The sequence below is a fragment of the Vibrio sp. M60_M70 genome (genome assembly GCF_037162085.1).
Lineage (GTDB): Bacteria > Pseudomonadota > Gammaproteobacteria > Enterobacterales > Vibrionaceae > Vibrio > Vibrio diabolicus.
In genome coordinates, this window is the sequence record NZ_JARLUL010000001.1 from 2096164 (window position 1) to 2120537 (window position 24374).

Annotated in this window: 20 protein-coding genes; 11 read left to right on the forward strand and 9 right to left on the reverse strand. The window is 44.3% G+C overall.

The window, feature by feature from the left end:
• Positions 1 to 184 precede the first annotated feature (184 nt).
• From P4S59_RS09640 to P4S59_RS09660, 5 genes are all read left to right on the forward strand, one after another.
• On the forward strand, positions 185 to 1516 hold the full coding sequence (locus P4S59_RS09640; protein WP_006742665.1) for a paraquat-inducible protein A: 1332 nt from the start codon (positions 185 to 187) through the stop codon (positions 1514 to 1516).
• Positions 1509 to 3155 carry an intermembrane transport protein PqiB gene (pqiB, locus tag P4S59_RS09645; RefSeq protein WP_337168313.1) on the forward strand — a complete coding sequence of 549 codons (1647 nt, stop codon included), beginning with the start codon at positions 1509 to 1511 and terminating at the stop codon, positions 3153 to 3155. Before P4S59_RS09640 ends, pqiB begins: the two co-directional genes overlap by 8 nt.
• Positions 3155 to 3733, forward strand: coding sequence for a PqiC family protein (locus P4S59_RS09650; protein WP_337168314.1), 579 nt, complete (start codon positions 3155 to 3157; stop codon positions 3731 to 3733). The genes pqiB and P4S59_RS09650 overlap by 1 nt, the downstream gene beginning before the upstream one ends.
• A 206-nt stretch (positions 3734 to 3939) precedes the next feature.
• Positions 3940 to 4191 (forward strand): hypothetical protein, encoded by a 252-nt coding sequence (locus P4S59_RS09655; protein WP_337168315.1) that lies wholly within the window; start codon positions 3940 to 3942, stop codon positions 4189 to 4191.
• 68 nt (positions 4192 to 4259) lie between these two features.
• Positions 4260 to 5021: an IS5 family transposase gene (locus P4S59_RS09660; RefSeq protein WP_110176700.1), complete on the forward strand. Its 762-nt coding sequence runs from the start codon at positions 4260 to 4262 to the stop codon at positions 5019 to 5021.
• 107 nt (positions 5022 to 5128) lie between these two features.
• Here the strand turns inward: P4S59_RS09660 and P4S59_RS09665 are convergent, their stop codons facing one another.
• Positions 5129 to 6967: an extracellular solute-binding protein gene (locus tag P4S59_RS09665; protein WP_114323270.1), complete on the reverse strand. Its 1839-nt coding sequence runs from the start codon at positions 6965 to 6967 to the stop codon at positions 5129 to 5131.
• A gap of 559 nt (positions 6968 to 7526) precedes the next feature.
• Between P4S59_RS09665 and istA the strand changes: the two genes are divergently transcribed.
• Together istA and istB are read left to right on the forward strand one after the other, a co-directional pair.
• Positions 7527 to 9059 carry an IS21 family transposase gene (istA, locus tag P4S59_RS09670; RefSeq protein ID WP_337167981.1) on the forward strand — a complete coding sequence of 511 codons (1533 nt, stop codon included), beginning with the start codon at positions 7527 to 7529 and terminating at the stop codon, positions 9057 to 9059.
• Positions 9060 to 9069: 10 nt separating this feature from the next.
• On the forward strand, positions 9070 to 9810 hold the full coding sequence (istB, locus tag P4S59_RS09675; protein WP_238131037.1) for an IS21-like element ISVch3 family helper ATPase IstB: 741 nt from the start codon (positions 9070 to 9072) through the stop codon (positions 9808 to 9810).
• Positions 9811 to 10062: 252 nt separating this feature from the next.
• Here istB and pyrF read toward each other — a convergent pair whose 3' ends face one another.
• The 7 genes from pyrF to sohB all read right to left on the reverse strand — a co-directional run bounded on the left by pyrF (position 10063) and on the right by sohB (position 16828).
• Positions 10063 to 10764: an orotidine-5'-phosphate decarboxylase gene (gene pyrF / locus P4S59_RS09680; protein ID WP_337168316.1), complete on the reverse strand. Its 702-nt coding sequence runs from the start codon at positions 10762 to 10764 to the stop codon at positions 10063 to 10065.
• An 83-nt stretch (positions 10765 to 10847) separates the two neighbouring features.
• A complete protein-coding gene (gene lapB, locus P4S59_RS09685) occupies positions 10848 to 12023 on the reverse strand; it encodes a lipopolysaccharide assembly protein LapB (RefSeq protein WP_005376665.1) in 1176 nt (391 codons plus the stop codon).
• 18 nt (positions 12024 to 12041) lie between these two features.
• Complete coding sequence (locus P4S59_RS09690) at positions 12042 to 12338, reverse strand: LapA family protein (RefSeq protein ID WP_005397112.1); 297 nt, start codon at positions 12336 to 12338, stop codon at positions 12042 to 12044.
• Between the two features lie 263 nt (positions 12339 to 12601).
• Entirely contained in the window at positions 12602 to 12883 is a 282-nt protein-coding gene (gene ihfB / locus P4S59_RS09695) for an integration host factor subunit beta (RefSeq protein ID WP_005385816.1), read from the reverse strand.
• 213 nt (positions 12884 to 13096) lie between these two features.
• Positions 13097 to 14767, reverse strand: a complete 1671-nt coding sequence (gene rpsA, locus P4S59_RS09700) for a 30S ribosomal protein S1 (protein ID WP_005385817.1) — start codon at positions 14765 to 14767, stop codon at positions 13097 to 13099.
• A gap of 110 nt (positions 14768 to 14877) precedes the next feature.
• The gene (gene cmk, locus P4S59_RS09705) at positions 14878 to 15558 is read right to left on the reverse strand and encodes a (d)CMP kinase (RefSeq protein ID WP_005397113.1); all 681 of its coding nucleotides are present in this window, start codon (positions 15556 to 15558) and stop codon (positions 14878 to 14880) included.
• Positions 15559 to 15766: 208 nt separating this feature from the next.
• Positions 15767 to 16828, reverse strand: a complete 1062-nt coding sequence (gene sohB, locus P4S59_RS09710; RefSeq protein WP_337168317.1) for a protease SohB — start codon at positions 16826 to 16828, stop codon at positions 15767 to 15769.
• 254 nt (positions 16829 to 17082) lie between these two features.
• Between sohB and P4S59_RS09715 the strand changes: the two genes are divergently transcribed.
• The 4 genes from P4S59_RS09715 (at position 17083) to P4S59_RS09730 (ending at position 23161) form a co-directional block, all read left to right on the forward strand.
• Positions 17083 to 17829 (forward strand): YciK family oxidoreductase, encoded by a 747-nt coding sequence (locus P4S59_RS09715; protein ID WP_006743161.1) that lies wholly within the window; start codon positions 17083 to 17085, stop codon positions 17827 to 17829.
• A 129-nt stretch (positions 17830 to 17958) separates the two neighbouring features.
• Positions 17959 to 18651 carry a translesion DNA synthesis-associated protein ImuA gene (gene imuA / locus P4S59_RS09720; protein WP_337168318.1) on the forward strand — a complete coding sequence of 231 codons (693 nt, stop codon included), beginning with the start codon at positions 17959 to 17961 and terminating at the stop codon, positions 18649 to 18651.
• 4 nt (positions 18652 to 18655) lie between these two features.
• Positions 18656 to 20059 carry a Y-family DNA polymerase gene (locus P4S59_RS09725; protein WP_337168319.1) on the forward strand — a complete coding sequence of 468 codons (1404 nt, stop codon included), beginning with the start codon at positions 18656 to 18658 and terminating at the stop codon, positions 20057 to 20059.
• 27 nt (positions 20060 to 20086) lie between these two features.
• A complete protein-coding gene (locus P4S59_RS09730) occupies positions 20087 to 23161 on the forward strand; it encodes an error-prone DNA polymerase (RefSeq protein ID WP_182033171.1) in 3075 nt (1024 codons plus the stop codon).
• 74 nt (positions 23162 to 23235) lie between these two features.
• Here P4S59_RS09730 and P4S59_RS09735 read toward each other — a convergent pair whose 3' ends face one another.
• Entirely contained in the window at positions 23236 to 24189 is a 954-nt protein-coding gene (locus tag P4S59_RS09735; RefSeq protein ID WP_005398212.1) for a chemotaxis protein CheV, read from the reverse strand.
• Between the last annotated feature and the right edge of the window lie 185 nt (positions 24190 to 24374).

A 24374-nucleotide genomic window follows, 5' to 3' on the forward strand; every position in this document is an offset into this window, starting at 1 on the left:
TTTTCGGCTTCCAACATACCAATCTTCGCAGTAAAATAATGCGCCAAACGCGACTTTGTTTATATCTTAGAGCTTCCATATACTATGATGCCAAAAGTAAGAAACTCGTAAACTCCTGAATCAAAACAAGCGTGTCTAATGAAAAAAGAGTATTCTTAGGACAAATGAATCCAAAACCTACCCGATGAGTATTCAACCTAATTCCCGTCAGTTAATTTCATGCGAAGAATGCGGCCTTGTTGTTCGTATTCCCGATATCGATCAAGGGCAAAAAGCTCAATGTCCTCGATGCGCACATTCTCTGACAAAAGTGAATGCTAAGCCCTATCAAAGCGTGATCGCCATTTCATCGGCATGTTTGATCATGTTGGTGTTAAGTATCTCTTTTCCTTTTATGTCGTTCAGTGTGCAAGGGCTATCGCAAGAAATCACCTTATTGCATGCAGCCAAAATGCTGGCTGAATTTCAAAATGTACTTTTAGGTGTGTTGCTTCTCGCAACGGTCGTCGTATTGCCTGCTATCTATGTCGGTCTCATTCTCTTTCTTCATCTCGAAGCATTAAAAGCGCGTAAACATACGCCATCCAAAAAACAGCAACGAATGGCGAAAGTTTTATGTCGCCTTCTGTTTCGAGTCGAACCCTGGCTGATGGTCGATGTATTCTTGATTGGCGTATTAGTCAGCTTAATTAAAATCGCTTCTCTGGCAGACATTGGAATGGGGACCTCATTCTGGGCGTTCTGCGTTTATACCGTACTGGTAGTCAAATGTATTTCTATGGTTGACAAAAGCTGGCTCTGGGGACACTTCATTCCAGCCATCGTGCTGCCCGATGTAAATGAGGGCGATACGCACCATAACCACAACCATATTGGTTGCCATACGTGTCACCAACTCAACCCAATTGAAGCGAAAAAGCACCAATACTGCATTCGTTGTAAAAGCCCTATTCATAAATACAACCCAGCAGATAATTTACAAAAAGCTTGGGCGCTTTTGTTTGCGTCAGTCATTTTCTATATCCCCGCGAATCTTTATCCAATGATGTATACCGTAAGCCTTGGACATTCAGAAGGCTCGACTATCATGGAAGGGGTAATACTGCTTTGGCATTTAGGTTCTTACCCTATTGCGATGGTAATTTTCTTTGCTAGCGTATTCATTCCAATGGCGAAAATGCTGGCACTCGCGTGGCTGTATTACAATGCGCAAAAAGCGCGATATCTTCCTCCTGAAGAAAGTATTTCACGCTTAAAGATATACCGCTTAACTGAGTTTATTGGTCGTTGGTCTATGATCGATATCTTTGTCGTTGCCATCTTAGTTGCACTGGTTCAGTTGCAAAACTTGATGGCGATTTATCCAGGCCCTGCTGCGCTCTCTTTCGCGGCAGTGGTCATTTTCACTATGCTTTCTGCAATGATATTTGACTCACGTTTGTTGTGGCAGTTGCCACAAAACGAAGTGCAGGAGCCGATTTCTGACAACTTAAACGAGAAAGCCAAATATGAGTGATGAGAACAACGTAACCGCTCAAATAAAACCGCAAAAGCAGATTTCTGCGATCTGGATTGTACCGATCCTTGCGCTAGCCATGGGAGCGTGGATGCTGTTCCAATACATCAACAGTACAGGCCCACAAATTACTCTCCAACTGCCAACCGCAGATGGGATTGAGGTTGGTAAAACCGAGATCCGAGCATTGAATGTTAAAGTCGGTCTTATTACCGAAGTAACCCTCAGTGAAAACTACGATCACATCATCGCTAAGGCACAAATGAACAAAGATGCTGAACGCATGCTGCGTGACGATACCATGTTCTGGGTGGTGAAGCCTCGTATTGGCCGTGATGGTGTTTCAGGTTTAGAGACCTTGCTGTCTGGCGCTTATATCCAACTTCAGCCGGGTAAATCTAAAGTAGAAAAGGAGCACTTTACGGTATTAGATGTGCCACCAGTCGCTTCTCCTGATGCAGAAGGCCTACGTCTTGTATTAACACACCGCGAAGCTGGCAAACTAGGTGTTGGTGACCCGGTTATTTATAAAGGCTTTACTGTTGGTCGTGTAGAGAAAACCAGCTTTGATGTTGATACTCGCAAAGCGCTGTATCAACTCTTTATTTTCAAACCTTATGACAGCTTAGTGCGCACTCGTACTAAGTTTTGGCTGAATTCTGGTGTTGATTTACAGCTCAATGCCGAAGGGTTTGAAGTTAAGTTTGGCTCGCTAGAGAGCATGCTAACGGGTGGCGTTACCTTCGATACCGTTCCAGGTCTTGAGTCCGGCGAACTACTCACAGAAGACATGGTTAACTTCCGCTTGTACGATGATATTAAGCAGCTGAGAGAAGGCATGTACGATGACTACATTGAGTTCGTCATGTTATTTGATGAATCGGTACGTGGCTTAAAAGCGAATGCGCCTGTTGAGTACCGCGGTCTTCGTATCGGTACCGTGACGAGAGTACCGATGCGTTTACCAACACCAGAAGAAAACTTCTCTGCGAAAAAAATTCCAGTTTTGGTGCGCGTTGAGCTCGGTCGAGTGTACGGAGATTTAGAATCCCAATCTTTATCAATGTTCAAAGAAAAGTTGAAGGAAGAGTTTGCTCGCGGTCTCCGTGGCACCTTAAAGACTGGTAACTTGTTAACTGGCGCGCTTTATATTGATGCAGACTTTTATCCTAATGATGATCAGTACGTTCCAAGTGAATATGAAGGTTTAGATGTATTTCCAACCATGCGTGGTGGTTTTGCCCAAGTCCAGCGCCAAGTCAATGACTTCCTAAATAAGATTAATAGCTTACCAATGGAAGAAACGCTTAACTCTCTCAATTCAACGTTAAAAACGTCGGAAAAGACGTTGGCGTCAGCAGAACGTGTCGCGGACAGTATTGATAAACTTTTAAATCAAAAAGAGACTCAAGAGATCCCAACAGATATTCGCCAAAGCTTGCAGCAGTTGCAAAAAACACTCGATGGTTATGGACCAAACTCAACCATGTACAATGAAATGGAAGCCACGCTCAAAGAACTAGAAAGCGTGATGACAGAGTTTAAACCCGTACTTAAACAGCTAAACGAAAAGCCAAACTCTCTCGTGTTTGGAGAAGATGAAATCAGTGACCCAATCCCAGTTAAAGGCCAAAACTAATGAAACGAGTATTCTTTTTGTCTATCGCGCTATTTGTCGGTCTAACGGGTTGCAGTAGTGCTCCAGAAACTAAAGGGGCTTTGTACCTTCTACCTAAGGCGGAACCAGTGACGCTGAGCTCTTCTGATATCTCACAGCGCCCTACTTTAGTTGTTCGTCCAGTAAAACTGGCAAGTTATTTAAACGACAGTGGTATCGTTTACCGAACCTCTGAGACTCAAGTTATCCAGGCAAGAAACAATCAATGGGCGCATAGTATTTCCGAGCAAATCACTCAGAGAGTCGTCACAGAACTACGCCACAAACAGACTCATTACTGGCCGACTGAAATGAACAACCTGTTGGTTCAAAATGGGGAAGCCAAACTACAGCTTACGTTAAATAAATTTAATGGTAGCTACAAAGGCAATATCGAAATTGAGGGGGAATGGTTACTCATCAATGCTGAAGGTAAGGTAGAAAACAGTGCACCAATACAAATCTCTCAGCCTCTACAGGACGAAGGCTATGGAGCACTTGTCGACGCACTGTCCGTCGGGTTGGAAGAACTGACTTCGGACATTGCCAAAAAAATCTAAGATCGATGTTAATTACAGGGAAGCAAGTTGCTTCCCTTTTTGTGCTGCGAGAAGTTTTTCGATCGAAATAGATGTAGATAATCAAGCGAGACAAATTGATCTTAGTCAGACTGCAATCCGTTCTTTGGTGCTACTCTACGGCAAAATATAAAGCCCCATCCTATGGCCTTATGTAGAGGTCTTGTTGATAAGGTTCTTGAGTAGCAATGTCGATTAACATTTCCGATTTAACCACCGCCCTAAATAAGGTGGAGCATATTCATAAAGTTCAACTTGAAAATGTGCATCAGTTCTTTAAAGCAAACGAAGCTTTCTCGGTAAAAACGTTCAGCCAACTTATATCTAGTGACTCACTTGATGAGCGATTTAAAACCATCGACAAGGCCTTCTCTTTGCTTGGTGATGTGAAAACCTACCTTTTAGAAGCGTCTTACTTAGGGCGTGTTGATCTTTCGTGAGTGTTTTTTGAACAGCATGGTAAAGAGTTATAATTTGCTTCGCCAAAAGTAAAACTATAACCAATACCATGCCAAGAACAATGCTAACTGATATTCGCTGGGAACTGCTACTCCAAGTTATGAAAAGTACAGGTCGTATTTACGATAAAACTGAACATCGAATGACATTTGAAGGAATACTTTATCGAATGAGAACAGGTGTTCCTTGGCGAGATCTCCCCTCTGAGTTCGGAGAGTGGAGTAGCGTTTACAGACGATTTAATCTTTGGTCAAAGAAAGGGGTTTTAGATAAACTTTTCAAAAGCTTATCTAGTATGGCTGATTTTGAATGGGTCTTTCTTGATGGCTCTATAGTTCGAGCGCATCAGCATAGTACAGGTGCAGCGACTGAAAGCTCAGAGCAAATAGGAAAAAGTCGCGGGGGCAACTCAACCAAAATTCACTTAGCCGTGGATAGTGGCGGCCTGCCGATTTGCTTTGATTTATCAGAAGGACAACGCCACGATATAGTACATGCCGAAAGCTTAGTTGAGCAACTCGATGAAGTTAATACCATCGTTTGTGATAAAGGATATGACAGCGAACCTTTCCGTACTTTTGTTAAGGAACGTGGCGGAGAAACGGTAATTGCTAAACGCAATTACGGACAAGATATAGACAAAGACAGCATGGATTGGTGTCTATATAAGTATCGTCACTTGGTCGAAAATGCCTTTGGGAGAATTAAGCATTATCGAGCTATTTCAAGTAGATATGACAAGCTAGAAAGGAATTATGCCAGCATGTTATCGCTGGCATTCATGTTAATGTGGCTACCGATGTATTGTTGATCACGAAATGTACAGCAAAGATCAACACGCCCTAGTTAAGTAAAAATAAAAAAGCCCCTGTAACTTAATTACCGGGGCTTTCATTTTATCGCCGCTAAGTTGTGGAGTTACAACTTGTAGCGATCATCAATGACCGTTGTCTCTGGGAAGGTTTTACCCTCGTCCATCGCTTCCTCAGTCTCTTCTTTTACTTTGCTATCGATCCAGAAATTACCAATATCCATTGGATGAAGCACCCATTCTGTCGCTTTTGTCATGCCATCTTTAGGAATTTTAACCCAGCGCCAATGTGCAACTCGAGAATAAGGCACCATGTATCCAGGAACGATGATATTCGCTTTGCTGACATAGTTTTGGATTTGATGCGATAAATCGTAACGCTTCTCCTGATCAAACTCAGAGTCATAAGCTTCAATCAACTGGTCCAGCTCAGGGCTGCTGTAGTTGGTGTGAGCATTCGTTTGTGGTCGATTCGCATTATCCGAGTGTAGATATTCCCAATACGCAGGAATCTCACCAGAACCCATATTCAAGAACGCTAACTGATGCTTTTTCTCAAGAATGTATTTAAACGCAGATGAACCATCAACCAAGTTTAACGTGAACTCAAGACCAGCAAGTTTCGCTTGCTCTTTCAAGTACGCAATACGCGGTGTCCAAGAGTTGTATCCATAGGTGATAGCAAAGCTCAAGCGTTGGCCCTTGTCGTTGACACGAATACCATCTGCGCCAACTTTGTCAAAGCCCGCTTTTTCGAAATGTTTAACCGCCGCATCGGCATCAAACTTAGGCGGTGTATTGTTAGGATCATCGTATTCGCCATGACCAAAGCCGAGTCCATGCGGCTTGCGTGAATAATCCCCACGCATGATATTTTCAATCATGCCGTCATAGTCAGTGGCTGCCATAACGCCTTTGCGCACTTCTAGGTTATCCAACATCGGCATCGCTGTGTTCATCCAAAGGCCACCAGCGCCTTGTGGTGCTTCGTTAAAGCCCCAGTACTTTTGGATATAGCCTTTTTTGTACACATCACTATCGGTTTTGTCATGCCAAAAGCTTGGTAGCACCATCTCAAAGTAATCTAAGTTACCTTTTTCAAAGTGCTTCATGGCAATATCAGGATCGCGAATCACCTTAATGCGGACTTTTTCTACGTTGTAGCGGTTTTTATAGTAGCGGTTGTTATACCCCCACCAATCTTCGCCCACGTGTTTGAATGTCACGCTCTTACCTTTCTTCACTTTATCAATGTAGTAAGGCGCCGCAGTTGGCTCAGATTTAAAGTTGAACTTTCTGACGAAGTTATCAGGCATGCCATCGTTATTTGCGTCCTTTTCTCCTTCAAAGAAGTGTTCCGGACGAGGCTGAAAACCATTACTCGGCATGTTAATCATAACCATGAGCGAGTCATGACTTTGAGCTACAGCAAGATTGACTTTGATCGTGTAGTCGTCAATTTTTTCAACACCAACAACGCTGTTCGTGAAGAAGTCGTTGTACCACGGGTCGATAATGTCTTTTGACGTGTAGTACTTCATCATAAAGACGTAATCATCTGCCGTAATTTTTTCACCATCTGACCACTCGGCCGTTTCATCAAGCTTAAAGAATACGGTTTTGTTGTCCTCTCCAAATGCCCATGACTTAGCAAGTTGGGGGATCCATTTACCAGTGTTTGGATGACGCTGAGCAAGCTTTGGTGAACCATCCATTAAATATTGGCGCAAACCGGAGTTCGCATCTGGACCAACACTTCGTAATGTCTGAGGAAAGCTCTGAATGTAAGTACGATAAGTACCACCTCGTACCGCTTCTTCAGAGGCGAACAGAGGTTCATTGTTATTTGAAATCCATTCTATATCAGCAGGTAGCTCTGCCGCACTCAGTTGAAAACTGGCAGCGGTCAGTGTTGCAAGTACTGAAAATGGCAGTTTTTTAGTCATGTTTCTTCCTTGTTGTGTTTGCGATTAAGGTCGTAGCAAGGAAGACGGAGTGTGAAAGCTGCAAATAGAAAATACGCAGATAGGAAATAATAGGAGCGTAATATGAAGTGACTTCCTGCCAGCTTCTATATTAATTTCAAAGAGTTTCACTAGGTCATCCTAGACCTTACAACGCAGTGAATGCATCCTCGCCATAGTATTCTTTAGGCTTTTGTAACGCAAGTCATCAATAATACATGGTCGCATTTTCTATGCATCACAGTGAGTTATGTTACAAAAGTGTGATCGATACAGTACCAAGCCCTACTTTTCTCATAATAAACCGTAGATGCGTATTTCGGAGCATTCCGAACAGCCATTTCGGTATGACCCGAACACCTATTTCGGTTTAATCCGAACGTACATTCCGCGATTATCCGAACACTTTTAAGCGAACTCCGAAATCAGCGTTCGGAATAGCGAAAACCGCGTTCGGAATGCCCGAAATCCTTCCTTTTTCTCTTTTAAATCAATAGCTCGCTATTCTTTACTTCTTAAACAAGAACGTAAGGAAGCGACAATGGCTAAAAAGAGAACTCCAATGAACAAAATCAAAGAGATATTACGCCTTAAGTACGAGTGTGGGTTGTCCTACCGTAGTATTGCTAGTTGTCTCAATGTCAGCCTTGCAACAGTCTCAGAGCTTGTCGCTCGCTTTAAGCAAAGTCAGATAGGCTGGCCTCTCCCAGAAGGTTGCAGTGATACGGACCTTACCAAAGCCCTATATCATTCGAAGCAAGCCAGTCGAGACAAGGTTATGCCAGACTTCGCTCAGTACGCTGTCGAACTCAAACGTAAAGGCATGACAAAGATGTTATTGTGGCAGGAGTACCATGAGCAATATCAAGAGCAAGCTTACGCTTACACTCAGTTCTGCGAGCACTTCACTCGTTGGTTCAAAACCCAAAAGCGCAGTATGCGTCAGCTCCATGTTGCAGGTGATAAGCTGTTTATCGATTACTGTGGGCCTCGGCTTCAAGTGGTCAACCCTGATACAGGTGAAGTGCGCGAAGCAGAAGTGTTCGTAGCAAGCTTAGGCGCGTCCAACTACACCTATGTGGAAGCCTTCCCCAGCCAAGGGAAGTCTTACTGGTTAGAGGCGCATGCCAATGCCTTCGAGCACTTCGGTGGCGTCCCCCATCTCTTGGTTCCCGATAATCTACGCAGCGCGGTCAGCAAACCTAACCGTTATGAACCGAGGCTTAATGAAAGCTATCAAAAACTGGCAAATCATTATCAAACTGCCGTGATGCCAGCTCGCCCCTACAAACCGAAAGACAAAGCCAAAGCAGAAAATGCCGTCCTCCTAGTGGAACGTTGGATCATGATGCGACTTCGCCATCAAACCTTCCATACCTTTAAAGAGCTGAACCTCGCCATCCGTGAGCTTATGAATGACTTAAACGAACGTGAGATGAAGCAGTATGGTGCGAGCCGCAAAGCACTGTTCGACAAACTCGATAAACCCGCGTTAAAGCCCCTTCCTAAACAGCGATATCTCTATACCGAAACCAAGCGAGCCAAAGTTGGGCCTGATTATCACATCGAATATCGCCGTCACTACTACTCGGTTCCCCATCAACTGGTTGGCCACCATGTCGAGCTGGAAGCCTCCAACCGTCTGGTGCAGATCTACCACCAAGGTAACTTGATCGCTCAACATCCACGCAGCCAAAGGGAACGTGGAAACAGCACTCAACCAGAGCACATGCCGAGTAACCATCAACATCAAAAGTGGTCGCCTGGACGCTTGCTCAACTGGGGAGCCAATATCGGCCCAGCCACCCGAGAAGTCGTCAATAAGATGCTGAACGCCAAACCTCATCCAGAGCAGGCCTATCGTTCCTGTCTTGGGCTGCTCAATCTGAGTAAAACCTATGGCGAGTCGCGCCTAGAACAAGCCTGTAAAGATGCATTGATGCTGACAAAACCCAATTACACCTTCGTCAACAATCTACTCAAGAACAATCGTGAGGGGCACCTGAGTAAAGATAAAGCGAATACGCCGAACCTTGTTCACAGCAATGTTCGTGGCCCGAACTGTTATCACTAGGAGAAAGGATATGAACGCACTGAATGACCAACTCAAAACCCTGCGCTTAAGTCATGCGGCGAAAGCGTTAGAGCAGCAACAAGAGCAACTGACCACCTACGCAGAGCTGGACTTCGAGGAGAGGTTAAGCCTACTTCTGGAAAGTGAAATCTTGAATCGCAATCAAACCAAAATCCAACGCCTGAAACGACAAGCCAAGCTGAGAGTGGATGCTCAGCCGAGCCAACTTATTTACAAGGAGGGACGAAACCTCAACCGCAAGCAGATGAGCGAACTGCTAACGGGTGGCTATCTGCACAAGCACCAGAACATCTTGATCACAGGCCCAACAGGCGCAGGTAAAACGTATCTTGGTTGCGCACTGGCAACCAGCGCCTGCGACCAACAGCAAACGGTCAGATACTACCGATTAACTCGCTTGCTCGATGACCTGACCGCAGGTCGTCTGGATGGTAGTTATCAAAAACAACTTCAGTCGCTGGCTAAGAAAGGCTTACTACTCCTCGACGACTGGGGGATGGAAAAACTGACTCAAGAGCATGCTGGTCACTTGTTAGAAGTACTTGAAGATCGTTACCAAAACAGCAGCACAATCGTCATCAGCCAGTTACCAGTAAAAGAATGGTACAACATGATCGGCAACGCCACTGTCGCTGACGCTCTAATGGATCGTCTAGTTCACAATAGTCATCGAATAGAACTGGGAGGAGAATCAATGAGAAAACTGGCGCAATCCGAACACTTAGAGTAAAAATAGGGAAAGAGAAAAAGTGCTGGTTAAGGTGTTCGGAATAAACCGAAACAAGCGTTCGCAATCACCGAAATACGCAGTAGAACCTTTATCCGAATAAGCTCCCCCCTACACCAATTAAAGCAAGCAAGTAAGCGAGCAGATATAACTGGTTAAAATGAGCAGTTACTTACTACGGTTGGTATTTTTATTAGATACAAAAAAGGTGAGGCATCACAGCCTCACCTTTCTTTATACAATACAAGACTGTGCTTACATACTAGACAAGCTATCATTGATCGATTTCAACACTGCAGCAGGATCCACAGCTTGAGTAATTGGACGCCCAATAACAAGATAGTCAGAGCCTGACTGAATAGCCTCTACTGGTGTCATGATACGGCGCTGGTCACCTTGCTCAGAGCCAGCAGGTCGGATTCCTGGTGTAACTAACTTAAAGTCTTGACCAAGTTCGCTCTTAAGCAATGAAGACTCTTGAGCTGAACATACGACACCATCTAAACCAGCGTTTTTGGTCAATGTCGCCAGACGAATAACTTGATCCTGAGGCGCAATGTTCAAACCAATACCCGATAAATCACTTTGTTCCATACTGGTTAGTACCGTTACTCCAATCAGAAGTGGGCGATCTTTACCGTATGGCTCAAGAATTTCACGTGATGCCGTCATCATGCGCTCACCACCGCTCGCATGCACATTCACCATCCAAACCCCTAATTCCGCGGCTGCGCGGACCGCCTTAGAACACGTATTTGGAATATCGTGAAATTTCAAATCCAAGAAGACTGAGAAACCACGTTTGTGGAGTTCACGTACGAAATCAGGACCAAATAGCGTAAACATTTCCTTGCCAACTTTTAGGCGACATGACGCAGGATCAATTCTATCTACAAACGCAAGTGCGTCTGCTTGGTTATCATAATCCAGTGCGACAATAACTTTTTGGTCGATCATTTCATCTCCTAACTATTTTGGTTCTTATTAAATAAAAAGTTAAAAAAATGCAGCGGACAGAAACTCTGTCAGCTGCATTAAAATTATTCACCATCCAATCCGCGGATTGGCTTGATCGTCCCCCACCCTTTACAGGACGGGCAGTGCCAATAAAGGGAATGAGTAGAAAACCCACACTTCCGGCATCGGTAGTGTGGTTTCACTTTTAACTGTTCACCCACCATCGCTTGTAGCGTCGATAGACTGTCCTTCGCGCGACCGTCTTCTGCTTCAGCAATGTGGTAGTCAATTAATCGATAAAAGCCCTTCATGGTTGGATTTTTCAGCAGCTGTTTGGTCAGCAGCTCTTGTGCAGCCCCGACGTTCTCGTGGTGAGCAACCAACTGAGCCAACATTAACTCGGCTGATACGCCTGCTTTCTTATCAATACAAGCTCGCAGAAATTCTACAAGTTCATCTTCCTGGCCCAAATGATGGTAGCACTCTGCAATGGTTGGTAAGACATCGCTGATAAAGTCTTTGTCTTGCTCAAGCACACCCGTCAGGTATTTTATCGTGTGTTTATAATCTTCAGACTCTAGATAAATTCGTCCCAAAGCAATACTCGCTCGAACACACTTTGGGTCTTCTGCTAGGGCTTTTTTAAAGTGCTGTATTGCCTTATTAGTATTACCATCGGCTTGGTCGAGCATGGCAATTTCACACCAAAAATGAGCAATATTCGCACGCATTCTGGAGCGTTTATTACCCAACTTAGCCAATTGATTGGCGTAATAAATTGCTTTTTCCCATTCACGTGTTTGTTGGTAAATGGTTACCAATTGCTGAAGGGCCGCTTCTTTGTAATCTGGCTCTTCGACTAACTGTTCGAAGATTTTCTCTGCACGATCGAGAAAACCAGAGACCATGTAATCTTTCGCCAACTGTTGAAGTGCGAGATTCTTTTGATCCAGTGTTAAGCCAGAGCGAGAAATGAGATTTTGGTGAATTCGGATTGCACGGTCGACTTCGCCACGAGACCGGAATAGGTTACCCAACGCAAGGTGAGTATCGATGGTCTCGTTATCAACTTGGAGCAATTCAATAAAGTGATCGACAGCCTTATCTGATTGGTCAGAGAGCAGCAGATTAAGACCCGTCATATACTGACGAGAGATTTGATGAGATTGCTTCTGCTTGTCTTGCTGAGCGCTGCGATGCCCCATATACCAGCCATACGCAGCAGCTATAGGCAACAACAAGAAGAGTAGTTCAAGCATTAAAGTTAAGCCTTATCCTTATGCCTGTTTTTCGATGGCTGGCTTATCAGCAGGTTTGTTTGCATCTGTAGGTTCGTACTTTTTCAGTTTTTTCTTTAAACGACGAACTTGTAGCTGAGTTTTCAGCTGGATACTACCAAAGATAACCCACGCTAAAGCAAAGCCAACCACAAATACCACACCTAATAGTGTAGATAAGTGGAACTCTCCTTTGGCTAGAAGATAGTTAAAAGTCACGAGCTCTTGGTTTTGGGAACCTAACGCCAATGCAATTAAAAAGAGAGCTAAAACAGCAACGATTTTTATAATTTTCATTTACATCACCCTTCTAGGAGTAAGTCGGTAAGATTATGCAGGAAAATGCTTCTTCAGACTACGTATATTAGCAATAATCTATACCCAAGTAACCTCAAGATGCTTAGTTTGTAGACACGCCTAGAAGTTAAAGTTACTTGGGTGTAGAAAGCTGCAAAGAAAACAGCCAGAATCAACAGCTCGCTTCGTAAACTGCTTGGATACATTACAAAAAAGCGGCATACACAAACGTATGCCGCTTTTTTCAAACTAATAAGAGTGCGTTAGCCAATATTTACACGCTCACGAAGCTCTTTACCAGGTTTGAAATGTGGAACGTATTTACCTTCCAATTCCACTTTATCGCCCGTTTTAGGGTTACGACCTACGCGAGGCTCGCGGTAATGAAGAGAAAAACTACCAAAGCCGCGGATCTCGATACGGTCACCGCTCTCTAGCGTAGAGGCCATGTGCTCTAAAATATCTTTTACAGCATCCTCTACCTCTTTCGCTGATAAGTGTGTTTGCTCAGCGCAGAGTCTTTCAATCAGTTCAGACTTAGTCATAGTTGCCCTCTTTGAGTATCTTTATCACTTATTATAGTAAGTAATACTAATTCCAACAAACACTTGCTGACAATTCTAGACAAATTTTATGCAAAATGCGCAATGAAGAAATGCCTTTTATTAAGATAGTTTACCGTCATTAGTATTACTACTTAAATATGCTCAAATATAAAAAAGGAGCCTTGCGGCTCCTTTTTTGCTTAAGCGAGTATATTATTCGCCTTTAGCAGCTTTGAAAGCGTCAGCCATTGCGTTACCGAATGCATTGTCATCTTGCTTGTTGATAGATGCCATTGCTTCTTGCTCGTCAGCTTCGTCTTTAGCTTTGATAGATAGGTTGATTACGCGGTTCTTACGGTCTACACCTGTGAACTTAGCTTCAACAACATCACCAGCGCTTAGGATTAGAGAAGCATCTTCTACGCGATCGCGAGATACTTCAGAAGCACGGATGTAACCTTCAACGCCTTCTGCGATTTCAACAGTAGCGCCTTTAGCGTCAACAGCAGTTACAGTAGCGTTAACTAGAACACCTTTCTTGTTGTCAGCAACGTAAGCATTGAATGGGTCGTTTTCCATTTGCTTGATGCCTAGAGAGATGCGCTCACGCTCAGCGTCTACTGCTAGAACAACTGCAGAGATCTCGTCGCCTTTCTTGTACTCACGTACAGCTTCTTCGCCAGCAACATTCCAAGAAATGTCAGATAGGTGAACTAGACCGTCGATGCCGCCTTCTAGACCGATGAAGATACCGAAGTCAGTGATAGACTTGATCTTACCAGTAACTTTGTCGCCTTTAGCTTGTGCTTCAGCGAATGACTGCCATGGGTTAGCTTTACACTGTTTCAGACCTAGAGAGATACGACGACGTTCTTCGTCGATTTCAAGAACCATAACCTCAACTTCGTCGCCAACATTAACAACTTTAGAAGGGTGGATGTTCTTGTTAGTCCAATCCATTTCTGAAACGTGAACTAGACCTTCAACGCCTTCTTCGATTTCAACGAAGCAGCCGTAGTCAGTTAGGTTAGTTACGCGACCAGTTAGTTTGTGACCTTCTGGGTAACGCTTAGCGATTGCTACCCATGGATCTTCGCCTAGTTGCTTAAGACCTAGTGATACGCGAGTACGCTCACGGTCGAACTTAAGAACTTTAACTTGGATCTCGTCACCAACATTAACGATTTCAGATGGGTGCTTAACGCGCTTCCAAGCCATATCAGTGATATGTAGAAGACCGTCAACGCCACCTAGGTCAACGAACGCACCGTAGTCAGTAAGGTTCTTAACGATACCTTTAACTTCAGAACCTTCTTGTAGAGTTTCTAGAAGCTCGTCACGCTCAACGCTGTTTTCAGATTCGATAACAGCACGACGTGAAACAACTACGTTGTTACGTTTTTGGTCAAGTTTGATAACTTTGAACTCTAGCTCTTTGTTTTCTAGGTGAGCAGTGTCGCGGATTGGACGTACGTCTACTAGAGAGCCAGGAAGGAAAGCACGGATACCGTTTAGTTCAACAGTGAAACCGCCTTTAACTTTACCGTTGATGATACCAACAACAGTTTCAGCTTCTTCGTAAGCTTTCTCAAGTACGATCCAAGCTTCGTGACGCTTAGCTTTCTCACGAGAAAGTTGAGTTTCACCGAAACCATCTTCAACAGCGTCTAGAGCTACGTCTACTTCAGCGCCAACTTCAACTTCAAGTTCGCCAGCAGCGTTCTTGAACTGTTCAGCAGGGATAGCAGATTCAGACTTAAGACCAGCGTCAACAAGAACGAAACCGTTCTCGATAGCTACTACAGTACCTTTAACGATGCTGCCTTGTTGGAATTCTGTTTCGTTTAGAAACTCTTCAAAGAGTTGAGCAAAAGATTCAGTCATTTAGTTAATCTTCAATAAATTAAACGTCCACGGGTATCCTACCGCATGGGGTTATTAAATTCGCCAGTCATCATCCTTGCGACCAACGCTCTTAGTCTAGCCGAGTATCATTACTCAGCTAGCTTCGATTCGATATATTGTAGTGCCTTTTCTACTACTTCGTCGATAGTCATCGACGTAGAATCTAGCACAAGCGCATCCTCAGCAGGGCGTAGTGGCGCCACTGGGCGGTTACGATCTCGGTCGTCACGCTCTTGGATCTCGCTTAAAAGGTCAGCAAATTTAACATCTAACCCTTTCTCTTGCAACTGTTTAAGGCGTCGATTTGCACGCTCTTCTGCGCTCGCATCAAGGAAGATTTTCGCTTGTGCACTTGGGAATACAATTGTGCCCATATCACGACCATCAGCCACTAGGCCCGGAGCGGCCTCAAATGCACGCTGACGACGTAATAATGCTTCACGAACACGTGGCAGAGCCGCAACTTTAGATGCTGCCATACCCGTTTCTTCTTTGCGAAGCTCCCCTGACACATCTTCGCCTTCTAGAACGACCTTAACTAAGTCACCCTCTGCGATAAATTGAACGTCTAGGTGTGTTGCCAGTGGGACAAGTGCGTCTTCTGACTCTGTGTCGACACCGTGGTGAATCGCAGCGAGTGCAAGTACACGATAAATTGCGCCAGAATCTAAGAGTTGGAAACCCAACTTTTTCGCCAGCAACATACATAAAGTGCCTTTACCTGCACCACTAGGTCCATCTACGGTTACAACCGGAGTTTGAGAGGACATGTTCTTCTCCACCTATAGTTTCTTTTCAGCAATTTGCTCGGTTTTCGAGGCGCGCATTATACGGGTAATCGCCCTTTGGAGCGAGGAAAAATGTCGTGTAAAGCATTACACCTAATGCGCAATTGGATTCATCAATAAACATAAGGTTCAACAAAAACGGCGAGAGCTTCCACCCTCGCCGTTTCAAATGTCATGATCTTAGGTTCGATTAAACAATCGGTTTTTGACCACGCTCAGCTAACTTTAAGATCACACTGTCAGCAACTTTGCCCGCGACACCTGCTAGCTTGTCTGCCAGTTTTTTCTTCTGCACATAATGCACAGAAAGTACGGTTTTATCTTTGCATGCCGCAACAACGATATCATCAGATGTACTAATATCATCCACCAAACCAAGCTCTTTCGCTTGTGTACCGAACCAGTGCTCACCTGTAGCTACTTTGTCTAGGTCCAAACTAGGACGACGCTCGCGAATAAAGTCTTTAAACAAGACATGTGTTTCTTCAAGCTCTTGCTTAAACTTATCGCGCGCTTTATCGGTATTCTCACCAAACATCGTTAGCGTGCGTTTATATTCACCCGCGGTTAGTTGTTCGTACTCAATGTCATGTTTCTTCAACAGTTTGTTGAAGTTAGGAATTTGTGCGATAACGCCAATAGAACCCACAATTGCAAATGGTGCAGAAACAATCTTATCTGCTACACATGCCATCATGTAACCGCCACTTGCCGCAACTTTGTCAACAGAGATAGTCAGAGGAAGACCCGCAGCTTTGATTCGGTCCAGTTGAGAAGAGGCAAGGCCGTAGCCATGAACCATACCACCGCCAGATTCTAAACGAAGTAATACTTCATCACCTTCACGTGCGACAGCCAAAATAGCAGTGATCTCTTCACGTAGAGACGCGACTTCTTTTGCATCTATGCTACCGTTAAAATCAAGAACAAATAGGTGTGGTTCACGCTTGCTATCTAATGAACCGTCTTTGCTCGCTTGTTTGATTTCTTTCTCGCGAGATTTGTTCTTCTCTTTTTCTTCTTTTTTGACGGCTTTATCTCGAGCCTTGATGAAAGCATCGTCATGTAAATGATGTTCTAACTGCTCAACAGATTGTTTGTGTTGCTCTGAAAGGTTGGTAATCTCTAACTCCCCTTTCGCCGCACCCGATTTGCCACCAGACGATTTTGCAATAATGAGCAGAACAATTATCGCAGCAACCACCGTGATAATTTTGGCCAGAAACAGACCATAATCTAATAAAAATTCCAACGAGAGCTCCTTTATCTCATTTCAGATGACGTTAGTATGTTACGCAGAAACATCAGCGAGAAGGCAGCGCGGTTTGTAACCACTTGTTCTGATTGATAGCATACCTAACGAAAGTTCTGGAATTGGTATAACACATGAATTGGTGTATTGTAACCATCTTGTCACGATTACCAAGATTTTCCATTGAGAAACAGGCGTTTTTTAGCGTCAATTAACTATCATGGACCCTCTTACAATAATAAGGATTTATCGCCGTGAACTACTCCGTTTCAGCTGATGCTCTAAAAGGTAAAGTCATTCTTGTTACTGGCGCTGGTAATGGCATCGGCCGTCAAGCCGCGCTTTCTTATGCCGAGCACGGTGCAACTGTTATTCTCTTGGGTAGAAATGTGCAAAACCTTGAATCTATCTATGATGAGATTGAAGCCGCTGGCTACCCACAAGCTGCTATCATTCCTCTGGATCTCAAGGGCGCAACTAAGCAAAATTACATTGATATGGCAGAGACAATCGAAGGACAGTTTGGTCGTTTGGATGGCCTATTACACAACGCAGGTGTCTTGAGTTCGCTGTGTCCATTTGATCAAATCAAAGAGGAAGATTTCGACGATATCATGCAGATCAACGTGAAAGCAGAAGTGTTAATGACTCAAGCACTACTGCCTGTGATGCGTAAATCAGAAGCTGGGCGTATTATCTTTACCTCTTCGACCGTCGGCCACTCTGGTCGCGCTTTCTGGGGGCCATACGCTATCTCTAAATTTGCCGTAGAAGGCATGATGCAAGTTTTGGCTGACGAGCTGAGTGATACGCCGATCCGTGTTAACGCAATTAACCCTGGTGCAACTCGTACTCGCATGCGTGAAAAAGCATACCCGGGTGAAGATGCAAATACTCTCAAAACGCCATTGGATCTCATGCCGCTATATTTGCACTTAATGGATCCAGCGGTTACCGATGTGAATGGTCAGTGCATCGACGCTCAACCGAAGCGTAAATAACGAATTCAGGTTACCTCACATAATCGATTGAAAAGGCAGCAAACGCTGCCTTTTTTCATTTCTCTCTTCATAAAAATCTTGCGACTTTCTGCCATAGAAATATACTGTACATATATACAGGTATTTATTATGCACGATATTATTCAGCACTTAAAAAGCCAGCACCTTGTTTGGCAAGCAAATTTAACGAAAACAGATCCTCAGCAGTTGCGGACTAGTTCCGGGTTTTCTGAATTAGATGATTTGCTCGGCGGAGGCTTTCCACCTCATGGCGTAGTGGAGATGGAATCTATTGGTAGTATTGGTGAATTGCGTTTGCTCGCTCCTTATTTAAAAGCCACCCAGACCAATGGTGTGACTGCATTTATTCAACCTCCCGCGTTAGTGAATTCTCTGTTCTTACACTACATCGGTTTGGATATAAACCAAGTGTGGGTCGTTAATCCAGCTCATCCCAAAGATGCTCTTTGGGCTGCAGAGCAATGTCTGAAAAGTGGGGTATGCCGTAATGTTTTGTTATGGCAAGAAGAGCTTGAAATACATCAAGTGAAACGCTTACAGGTAGCGAGTGAACAAGGTACTTGCCCTCTTTTTATGCTTAAAACAGAGACTATCAACCGCTTGTCTTTGCCTGTGTCACTCAGTTTAAAACTGAAAGGTGACGAGCAAGGGATTAATGTTGAAGTACTAAAAAGGAAAGGAGGCTGGAATAGAGGTAGTGTTAGTATCGGCTTCCAACACCATTACCCGCAACTGGTGAAACCATCATCTAAAACTCTGCACTCGACTGTGGTCAATTTCCCACTGGCGAACCAAGGTTAGTGATATGGCTTTGTGGATTTACTTGCACTTCCCTCGCCTACAGCTAGACGCACTCTTTGGTGATAACCAAGATCAACCCGTGGTGATTGTCGAAAGCCAACGTTGCCAGATTATTCAATACAACGAGATTGCCGAACAACAAGGCATTAAGCCTGGTATGGGCTTAGGCAGTGCTGCGTCCTTGTGTCGAGATTTACAAGTGCATCCTTATCATCCACAAACCGAATTAAATAAATTACAAGAGGTAGCTCAGTGGTTGTATTTGATCACATCTGACGTTGTGTTGATGCCAAACAAAGGTATTTTGCTACGTGCCACACCGATGCTCACCCTATATGAAGGGTTGGACAATTACTGGAATAAAGTCAGTGCTCACTTAACTAAACTGCAGTTAAGCTTTCAATTTGGTTGTGGTTTTTCACCTCTGTCAGCCAAGTTAATGGCATTGGCAGGAGCAAATGTTCTTAGTGACGACAAATCTCTTATCGAACAAATGTTATTCCCATTACCTCTGCCTCTAACCGATTTATCGAGCTCTATGGTTGAAAAGCTGCACCGCGTAGGCGTTACTTCCTTAAAAGGGTTACTTGAACTGCCGTTGCAAGACATCGCTCGACGCTTTGATATCGATTTGGTGAACTACGTTGGTCGACTGACTGGGCAGTTTAAGCATCCTGTCGACTTTTATCACCCGACCGAATCCTTCCAAGTTTATTTAGAACTGCTGTTTGAGTTCGAAAACGTTCAGTGGATTGAAAAGCCGCTGGCCAAGTTACTTCGTCAACTCGAAACCTTTCTTAAATTAAGAGATAAGGTCGCTTTTGAGCTGTGTTTAACACTCCACCAGCGTGAGAAACAAGAGCAACACCTTCAACTCACTTCTGCGCAAGGTGATTACCTATGTCAGCGTTGGCAGCAGTTAGCGAGTTTAAGCTTAGAGTCACTCTCGCTCAATGGCCCAGTCACAGGGCTAACGTTAAAAGTCGTCCGTCAAGGTGAGCCTCTTAGTGCATCACGCGATCTCTTTGCTGGGCAAAAAGGGAACATGAATGCTTTAGAACTGCTCTCTTTACTGCAAGCTAAATTGGGGAAAAGTGCTGTGTTAAAACCCAACATCGCTTGTGATCCTAGACCAGAAAAGGCCAGTCAATATCGCCCTGCTGATGCTCCAGATGAAAAGGAGCACGCCATACCATCCATACTACGCCCCGCAATGCAATTGCCCACTCCCATTGCATTGCAAGAGCAAGTCTCTTTGGTCCACGGACCTGAGCGAATCGTTTCTGGATGGTGGGATGGTGATGAGATCATGCGTGATTACTACATTGCACACACCAAGCAAGGCCGCTGGTTATGGATATTTCGCGATCAGCACAAGCACTGGTTTCTTCATGGCTATTTTTGTTAAATCGACAGTTATTTTTGTTGGATCATTATGAGTTACGCGGAACTATTTTGTCAGTCTAACTTCTCTTTTTTGACTGGGGCTTCTCATGCAGAAGAACTGGTACTCCAAGCTGCTTTCTATCGCTATCAAGCTCTAGCCATAACTGATGAATGTTCGGTCGCGGGCGTTGTCAAAGCCCATGCGACCATCGAACAACATAAACTCGATATCAAACAAATCGTTGGAAGTATGTTTTGGTTAAATGATGAATGCCAAATCGTACTGCTTTGCCCTTGTCGCAAGGCTTATGCCGAGTTGTGTCGTATCATCACAAACGCAAGAAGACGAAGTGAAAAAGGCAACTATCAACTGTTCGAATGGGATTTGATGTCGATTCGACATTGCTTGGTATTGTGGCTGCCCACACATCAAGAGAGTGACCACTATTGGGGACGCTGGCTCAATCAACACCACGCTAATCGTTTGTGGGTAGCGATTCAGCGCCATTTGAGTAACAACGATACTGAGTACATTGCGCACTGCGAGCAGTTAGCACATGAATTTCAATTACCTATAACTGCCTGCGGAGGCGTTCTCATGCATGATGTTGAACGCTTGCCATTACAGCATGTACTTACCGCTATAAAGCATGGGTGTAGCGTCGATAAACTCGGTTTTGATCGTATTTCGAATACAGAACGAGCGCTTCGTCCTTTTAAAAAACTGGTTCGGATTTACAAACCAGAATGGCTGGAAGAAAGTACTTACATCGCCGATTTATGCGAGTTTAAGCTCTCCGATTTAAAATACGAATATCCTACCGAGCTGATCCCAGATGGTTATACACCCGACTCTTACTTACGTATGTTAGTCGAGCGTGGTAAAAAGCTGCGTTTTCCTGAAGGCGTGCCAGCAGAAGTCAATCAAACCATCGAGAATGAACTTGCGCTTATTCAAGAGCTGAAATACCACTACTACTTCCTTACCATCCATGACATCGTAATGTTCGCGAAACAACAAGGCATTCTTTACCAAGGTCGAGGTTCCGCCGCAAACTCTGTGGTGTGCTATTGCCTGGAAATTACCGCCGTCGACCCTCGACAAATCGCAGTCTTATTCGAACGATTTATCAGTAAAGAACGTAAGGAACCGCCGGATATTGATGTGGACTTTGAACACGAGCGCCGTGAAGAGGTTATCCAATATATTTACAAAAAATATGGCCGTGAGCGTGCAGCACTTGCTGCAACAGTGATCAGCTATCGCTTTAAAAGTGCCGTGCGTGAAGTCGGTAAAGCGCTAGGGATTGAAGAGACCCAATTAGATTTTTTCATTAAGAACGTTAATCGCCGAGATCGCAGCCAAGGCTGGCAAGCTCAAATTATTGAACTTGGCTTACAACCAGAATCTCTCAAAGGGCAGCAGTTTATCCAATTGGTCAACGAGATAATTGGCTTCCCACGCCACTTATCTCAGCACGTGGGTGGTTTTGTAATTTCATCTGGCCCTTTATATGAGTTAGTACCTGTTGAAAATGCCTCGATGGAAGATCGCACTATCATTCAATGGGACAAAGACGATTTAGAAAGCTTGAAGCTATTAAAAGTCGATGTGCTCGCACTCGGCATGTTAAACGCCATCAGAAAGTGCTTTCAACTGGTCGAGAAACACCACCAGCGCTCCCTCTCTATTTCCGAGATCACTCGCCGACAAGATGATCCACACGTGTACCGCATGATTCAAAAGGCCGACACGATAGGCGTATTCCAAATTGAATCTCGTGCACAAATGAGCATGCTCCCTCGCTTAAAGCCCGCTTGTTATTACGATTTAGTGATTCAAATTGCGATTGTTCGTCCAGGCCCTATTCAGGGTGATATGGTGCATCCTTTTTTAAAACGGCGTGATCACAAAGAGCCTGTCAGTTATCCATCGGAAGAAGTAAAAAGCGTTCTTGAGCGGACTATGGGCGTCCCAATTTTCCAAGAGCAAGTAATCAAGTTAGCCATGGTAGCAGCTGGGTTTAGCGGCGGCGAGGCCGATCAACTCCGTCGAGCAATGGCATCATGGAAAAAGAATGGCGATCTGGCTAAATTCAGGCCAAAACTGATCAATGGTATGCAAGAGAGAGGTTATGACTTAGCGTTTGCTGAGCGCATTTTCGATCAGATTTGCGGCTTTGGTGAGTATGGCTTCCCTGAAAGCCATTCAGCGTCTTTCGCAGTGCTGGCATATTGTTCTGCATGGTTAAAATATTATTACCCAGCAGAATTTTACACTGCACTGTTGAACAGCCAACCAATGGGGTTTTATAGCCCATCGCAATTAGTACAAGATGCCCGCCGACATGGCGTCGAAGTATTGCCGGTGTGTGTCAATCACTCAAAATATCAGCATCATCTCGTCTCACGTCCGAATGGCAGGCTGGGCGTGCAACTTGGTTTTCGCTTGGTGAAAGGCTTTAACGCAGAAAGTGCGCAAAGGCTTATTGAGCGCAAACCACTTAATGGTTACCGCTCGATTCAAGAAGTAAAGCAGATATTAAGAAGCCGAAGTGACATTGAATTACTGGCTTCAGCCAATGCATTTCAGATCCTATCGGGGAATCGTTATAACGCACGCTGGGCAGCAATGGATTCCTTATCTGACCTACCATTGTTTCACAAGGTCGAAGAACCCGGTGTTAGCTACCAAACTCAGCCCTCTGAATATGAAAATTTAATTGAGGATTACGCGAGCACAGGACTATCTCTTAGCCGCCACCCGATTAAATTATTAGAAGAAACGGGCAAACTCCCTCATTTTACCCGCATGAGGCAATTGGCAGAGAAACCGCATAGGTCATTGGTCACAGTGGTAGGCGTGGTAACGGGAAGACAATCTCCAGGCACCGCCGCTGGCGTGACATTTTTTACGTTAGAAGATGACACTGGCAACATTAATGTGGTCGTTTGGCAAGCGACAGCACGAGCCCAAAAGCAAGCGTATTTAGGCGCTAAAGTATTAATGGTGAAAGGCATTCTTGAAAGAGAGGGAGAAGTCACGCACGTTATTGCTGGCAAGTTGATTGATTGCACGCACTATTTGAATAATTTACAAAGTAAATCTCGCGACTTTCATTAGTACAGAGATATTAATAAGCGAGGCATTAAAAATCAGAGGGAGAGATGCTCCCCCTCTGATTTCACTATATCTAATCATGCACTTTTAGAAAGCATCTGGCGTAACCGGTCTTGAGCAACTTCAACCAACAGATCTGGTTGGAATTTAGAGATAAAACGATCACAACCTACTTTTTGTACCATGGCTTCATTAAAGCTGCCGCTCAGAGAGGTGTTCAACGTAATAAACAACTTAGACATACGTGGATCTTGGCGCACTTCATGAGTCAGTTTATAACCGTCCATTTCAGGCATTTCAGCATCCGTAATCATCATCAACAGCTCTTTTTCTACGTCTTTCCCTTCATCACACCAGCGTTTTAAAACTGTTAGCGCTTCTAGTCCGTCACGGCACTCGATGATATTCATACCCAATTGAGAAAGCGTATCGCGAACTTGATTACGAGCTGTAGATGAATCATCCACAATCAGAACATTACGCCCGACCATTGCTTGGGCAAGTTCTTGATCCAGAATGTCCGCTGAAATCGTGACATCGTAATGCACGATCTCTGCTAAAACTTTTTCTACGTCAATAATTTCGACAATTTGAGAGGCATCCCCCTCTTTGATTTGCGTGATCGCCGTGAGGTAATTCGAGCGACCAGACGTAGAAGGAGGCGGCTGAATTTCAGTCCATGCCGTATTAATAATGTTTTTAACCGGACCGACTAAGAAGCCCTGCACCGTACGGTTGTACTCTGTCACGATCAAATTTTCTTCTTCCGCTTCACCACGCAAAGCTGGGAAACCTATTGCGCCACGCAAATCAATCACTGGCACCGCTTCACCTCGTAAAGAAGCGACCCCACGAATGTTGTAGTGTGAGCCAGGAAGCTTGGTTAACGGTGGCAGCTTGATGACCTCTTTCACTTTGAACACATTAATCGCAAACAATTGGCGACTATTTAAAGTGAACAGCAGAAGCTCTAGTCGGTTTTCACCAACCAAGTTCGTACGCTGGTCAACCGTATTTAACACTCCGGACATACTACTACCTAAATTATGGATAATTCTTATTTTTACTCGAAATCAATACAGACACATCAAGGTTCTAAACCCAAATAACCTTAAGATATTTGTTTTTCGAGCATGGCTTGAAAGTACAACGGTTTCAGCGCATTACTTCCCTTCTATTTGTATCAGACACAAAGTCACTCTACACATTGAAAGCC

Excerpts from the sequence above, each read along its gene's own strand:
- P4S59_RS09640 (WP_006742665.1), top strand. The coding sequence starts at position 185 with ATGAGTATTCAACCTAATTCCCGTCAGTTAATTTCATGCGAAGAATGC.
- pqiB (WP_337168313.1), top strand. The coding sequence starts at position 1,509 with ATGAGTGATGAGAACAACGTAACCGCTCAAATAAAACCGCAAAAGCAG.
- P4S59_RS09650 (WP_337168314.1), top strand. The coding sequence starts at position 3,155 with ATGAAACGAGTATTCTTTTTGTCTATCGCGCTATTTGTCGGTCTAACG.
- P4S59_RS09655 (WP_337168315.1), top strand. The coding sequence starts at position 3,940 with ATGTCGATTAACATTTCCGATTTAACCACCGCCCTAAATAAGGTGGAG.
- P4S59_RS09660 (WP_110176700.1), top strand. The coding sequence starts at position 4,260 with ATGCCAAGAACAATGCTAACTGATATTCGCTGGGAACTGCTACTCCAA.
- P4S59_RS09665 (WP_114323270.1), bottom strand. The coding sequence starts at position 6,967 with ATGACTAAAAAACTGCCATTTTCAGTACTTGCAACACTGACCGCTGCC.
- istA (WP_337167981.1), top strand. The coding sequence starts at position 7,527 with ATGGCTAAAAAGAGAACTCCAATGAACAAAATCAAAGAGATATTACGC.
- istB (WP_238131037.1), top strand. The coding sequence starts at position 9,070 with ATGAACGCACTGAATGACCAACTCAAAACCCTGCGCTTAAGTCATGCG.
- pyrF (WP_337168316.1), bottom strand. The coding sequence starts at position 10,764 with ATGATCGACCAAAAAGTTATTGTCGCACTGGATTATGATAACCAAGCA.
- lapB (WP_005376665.1), bottom strand. The coding sequence starts at position 12,023 with ATGCTTGAACTACTCTTCTTGTTGTTGCCTATAGCTGCTGCGTATGGC.
- P4S59_RS09690 (WP_005397112.1), bottom strand. The coding sequence starts at position 12,338 with ATGAAAATTATAAAAATCGTTGCTGTTTTAGCTCTCTTTTTAATTGCA.
- ihfB (WP_005385816.1), bottom strand. The coding sequence starts at position 12,883 with ATGACTAAGTCTGAACTGATTGAAAGACTCTGCGCTGAGCAAACACAC.
- rpsA (WP_005385817.1), bottom strand. The coding sequence starts at position 14,767 with ATGACTGAATCTTTTGCTCAACTCTTTGAAGAGTTTCTAAACGAAACA.
- cmk (WP_005397113.1), bottom strand. The coding sequence starts at position 15,558 with ATGTCCTCTCAAACTCCGGTTGTAACCGTAGATGGACCTAGTGGTGCA.
- imuA (WP_337168318.1), top strand. The coding sequence starts at position 17,959 with ATGCACGATATTATTCAGCACTTAAAAAGCCAGCACCTTGTTTGGCAA.
- P4S59_RS09725 (WP_337168319.1), top strand. The coding sequence starts at position 18,656 with ATGGCTTTGTGGATTTACTTGCACTTCCCTCGCCTACAGCTAGACGCA.
- P4S59_RS09730 (WP_182033171.1), top strand. The coding sequence starts at position 20,087 with ATGAGTTACGCGGAACTATTTTGTCAGTCTAACTTCTCTTTTTTGACT.
- P4S59_RS09735 (WP_005398212.1), bottom strand. The coding sequence starts at position 24,189 with ATGTCCGGAGTGTTAAATACGGTTGACCAGCGTACGAACTTGGTTGGT.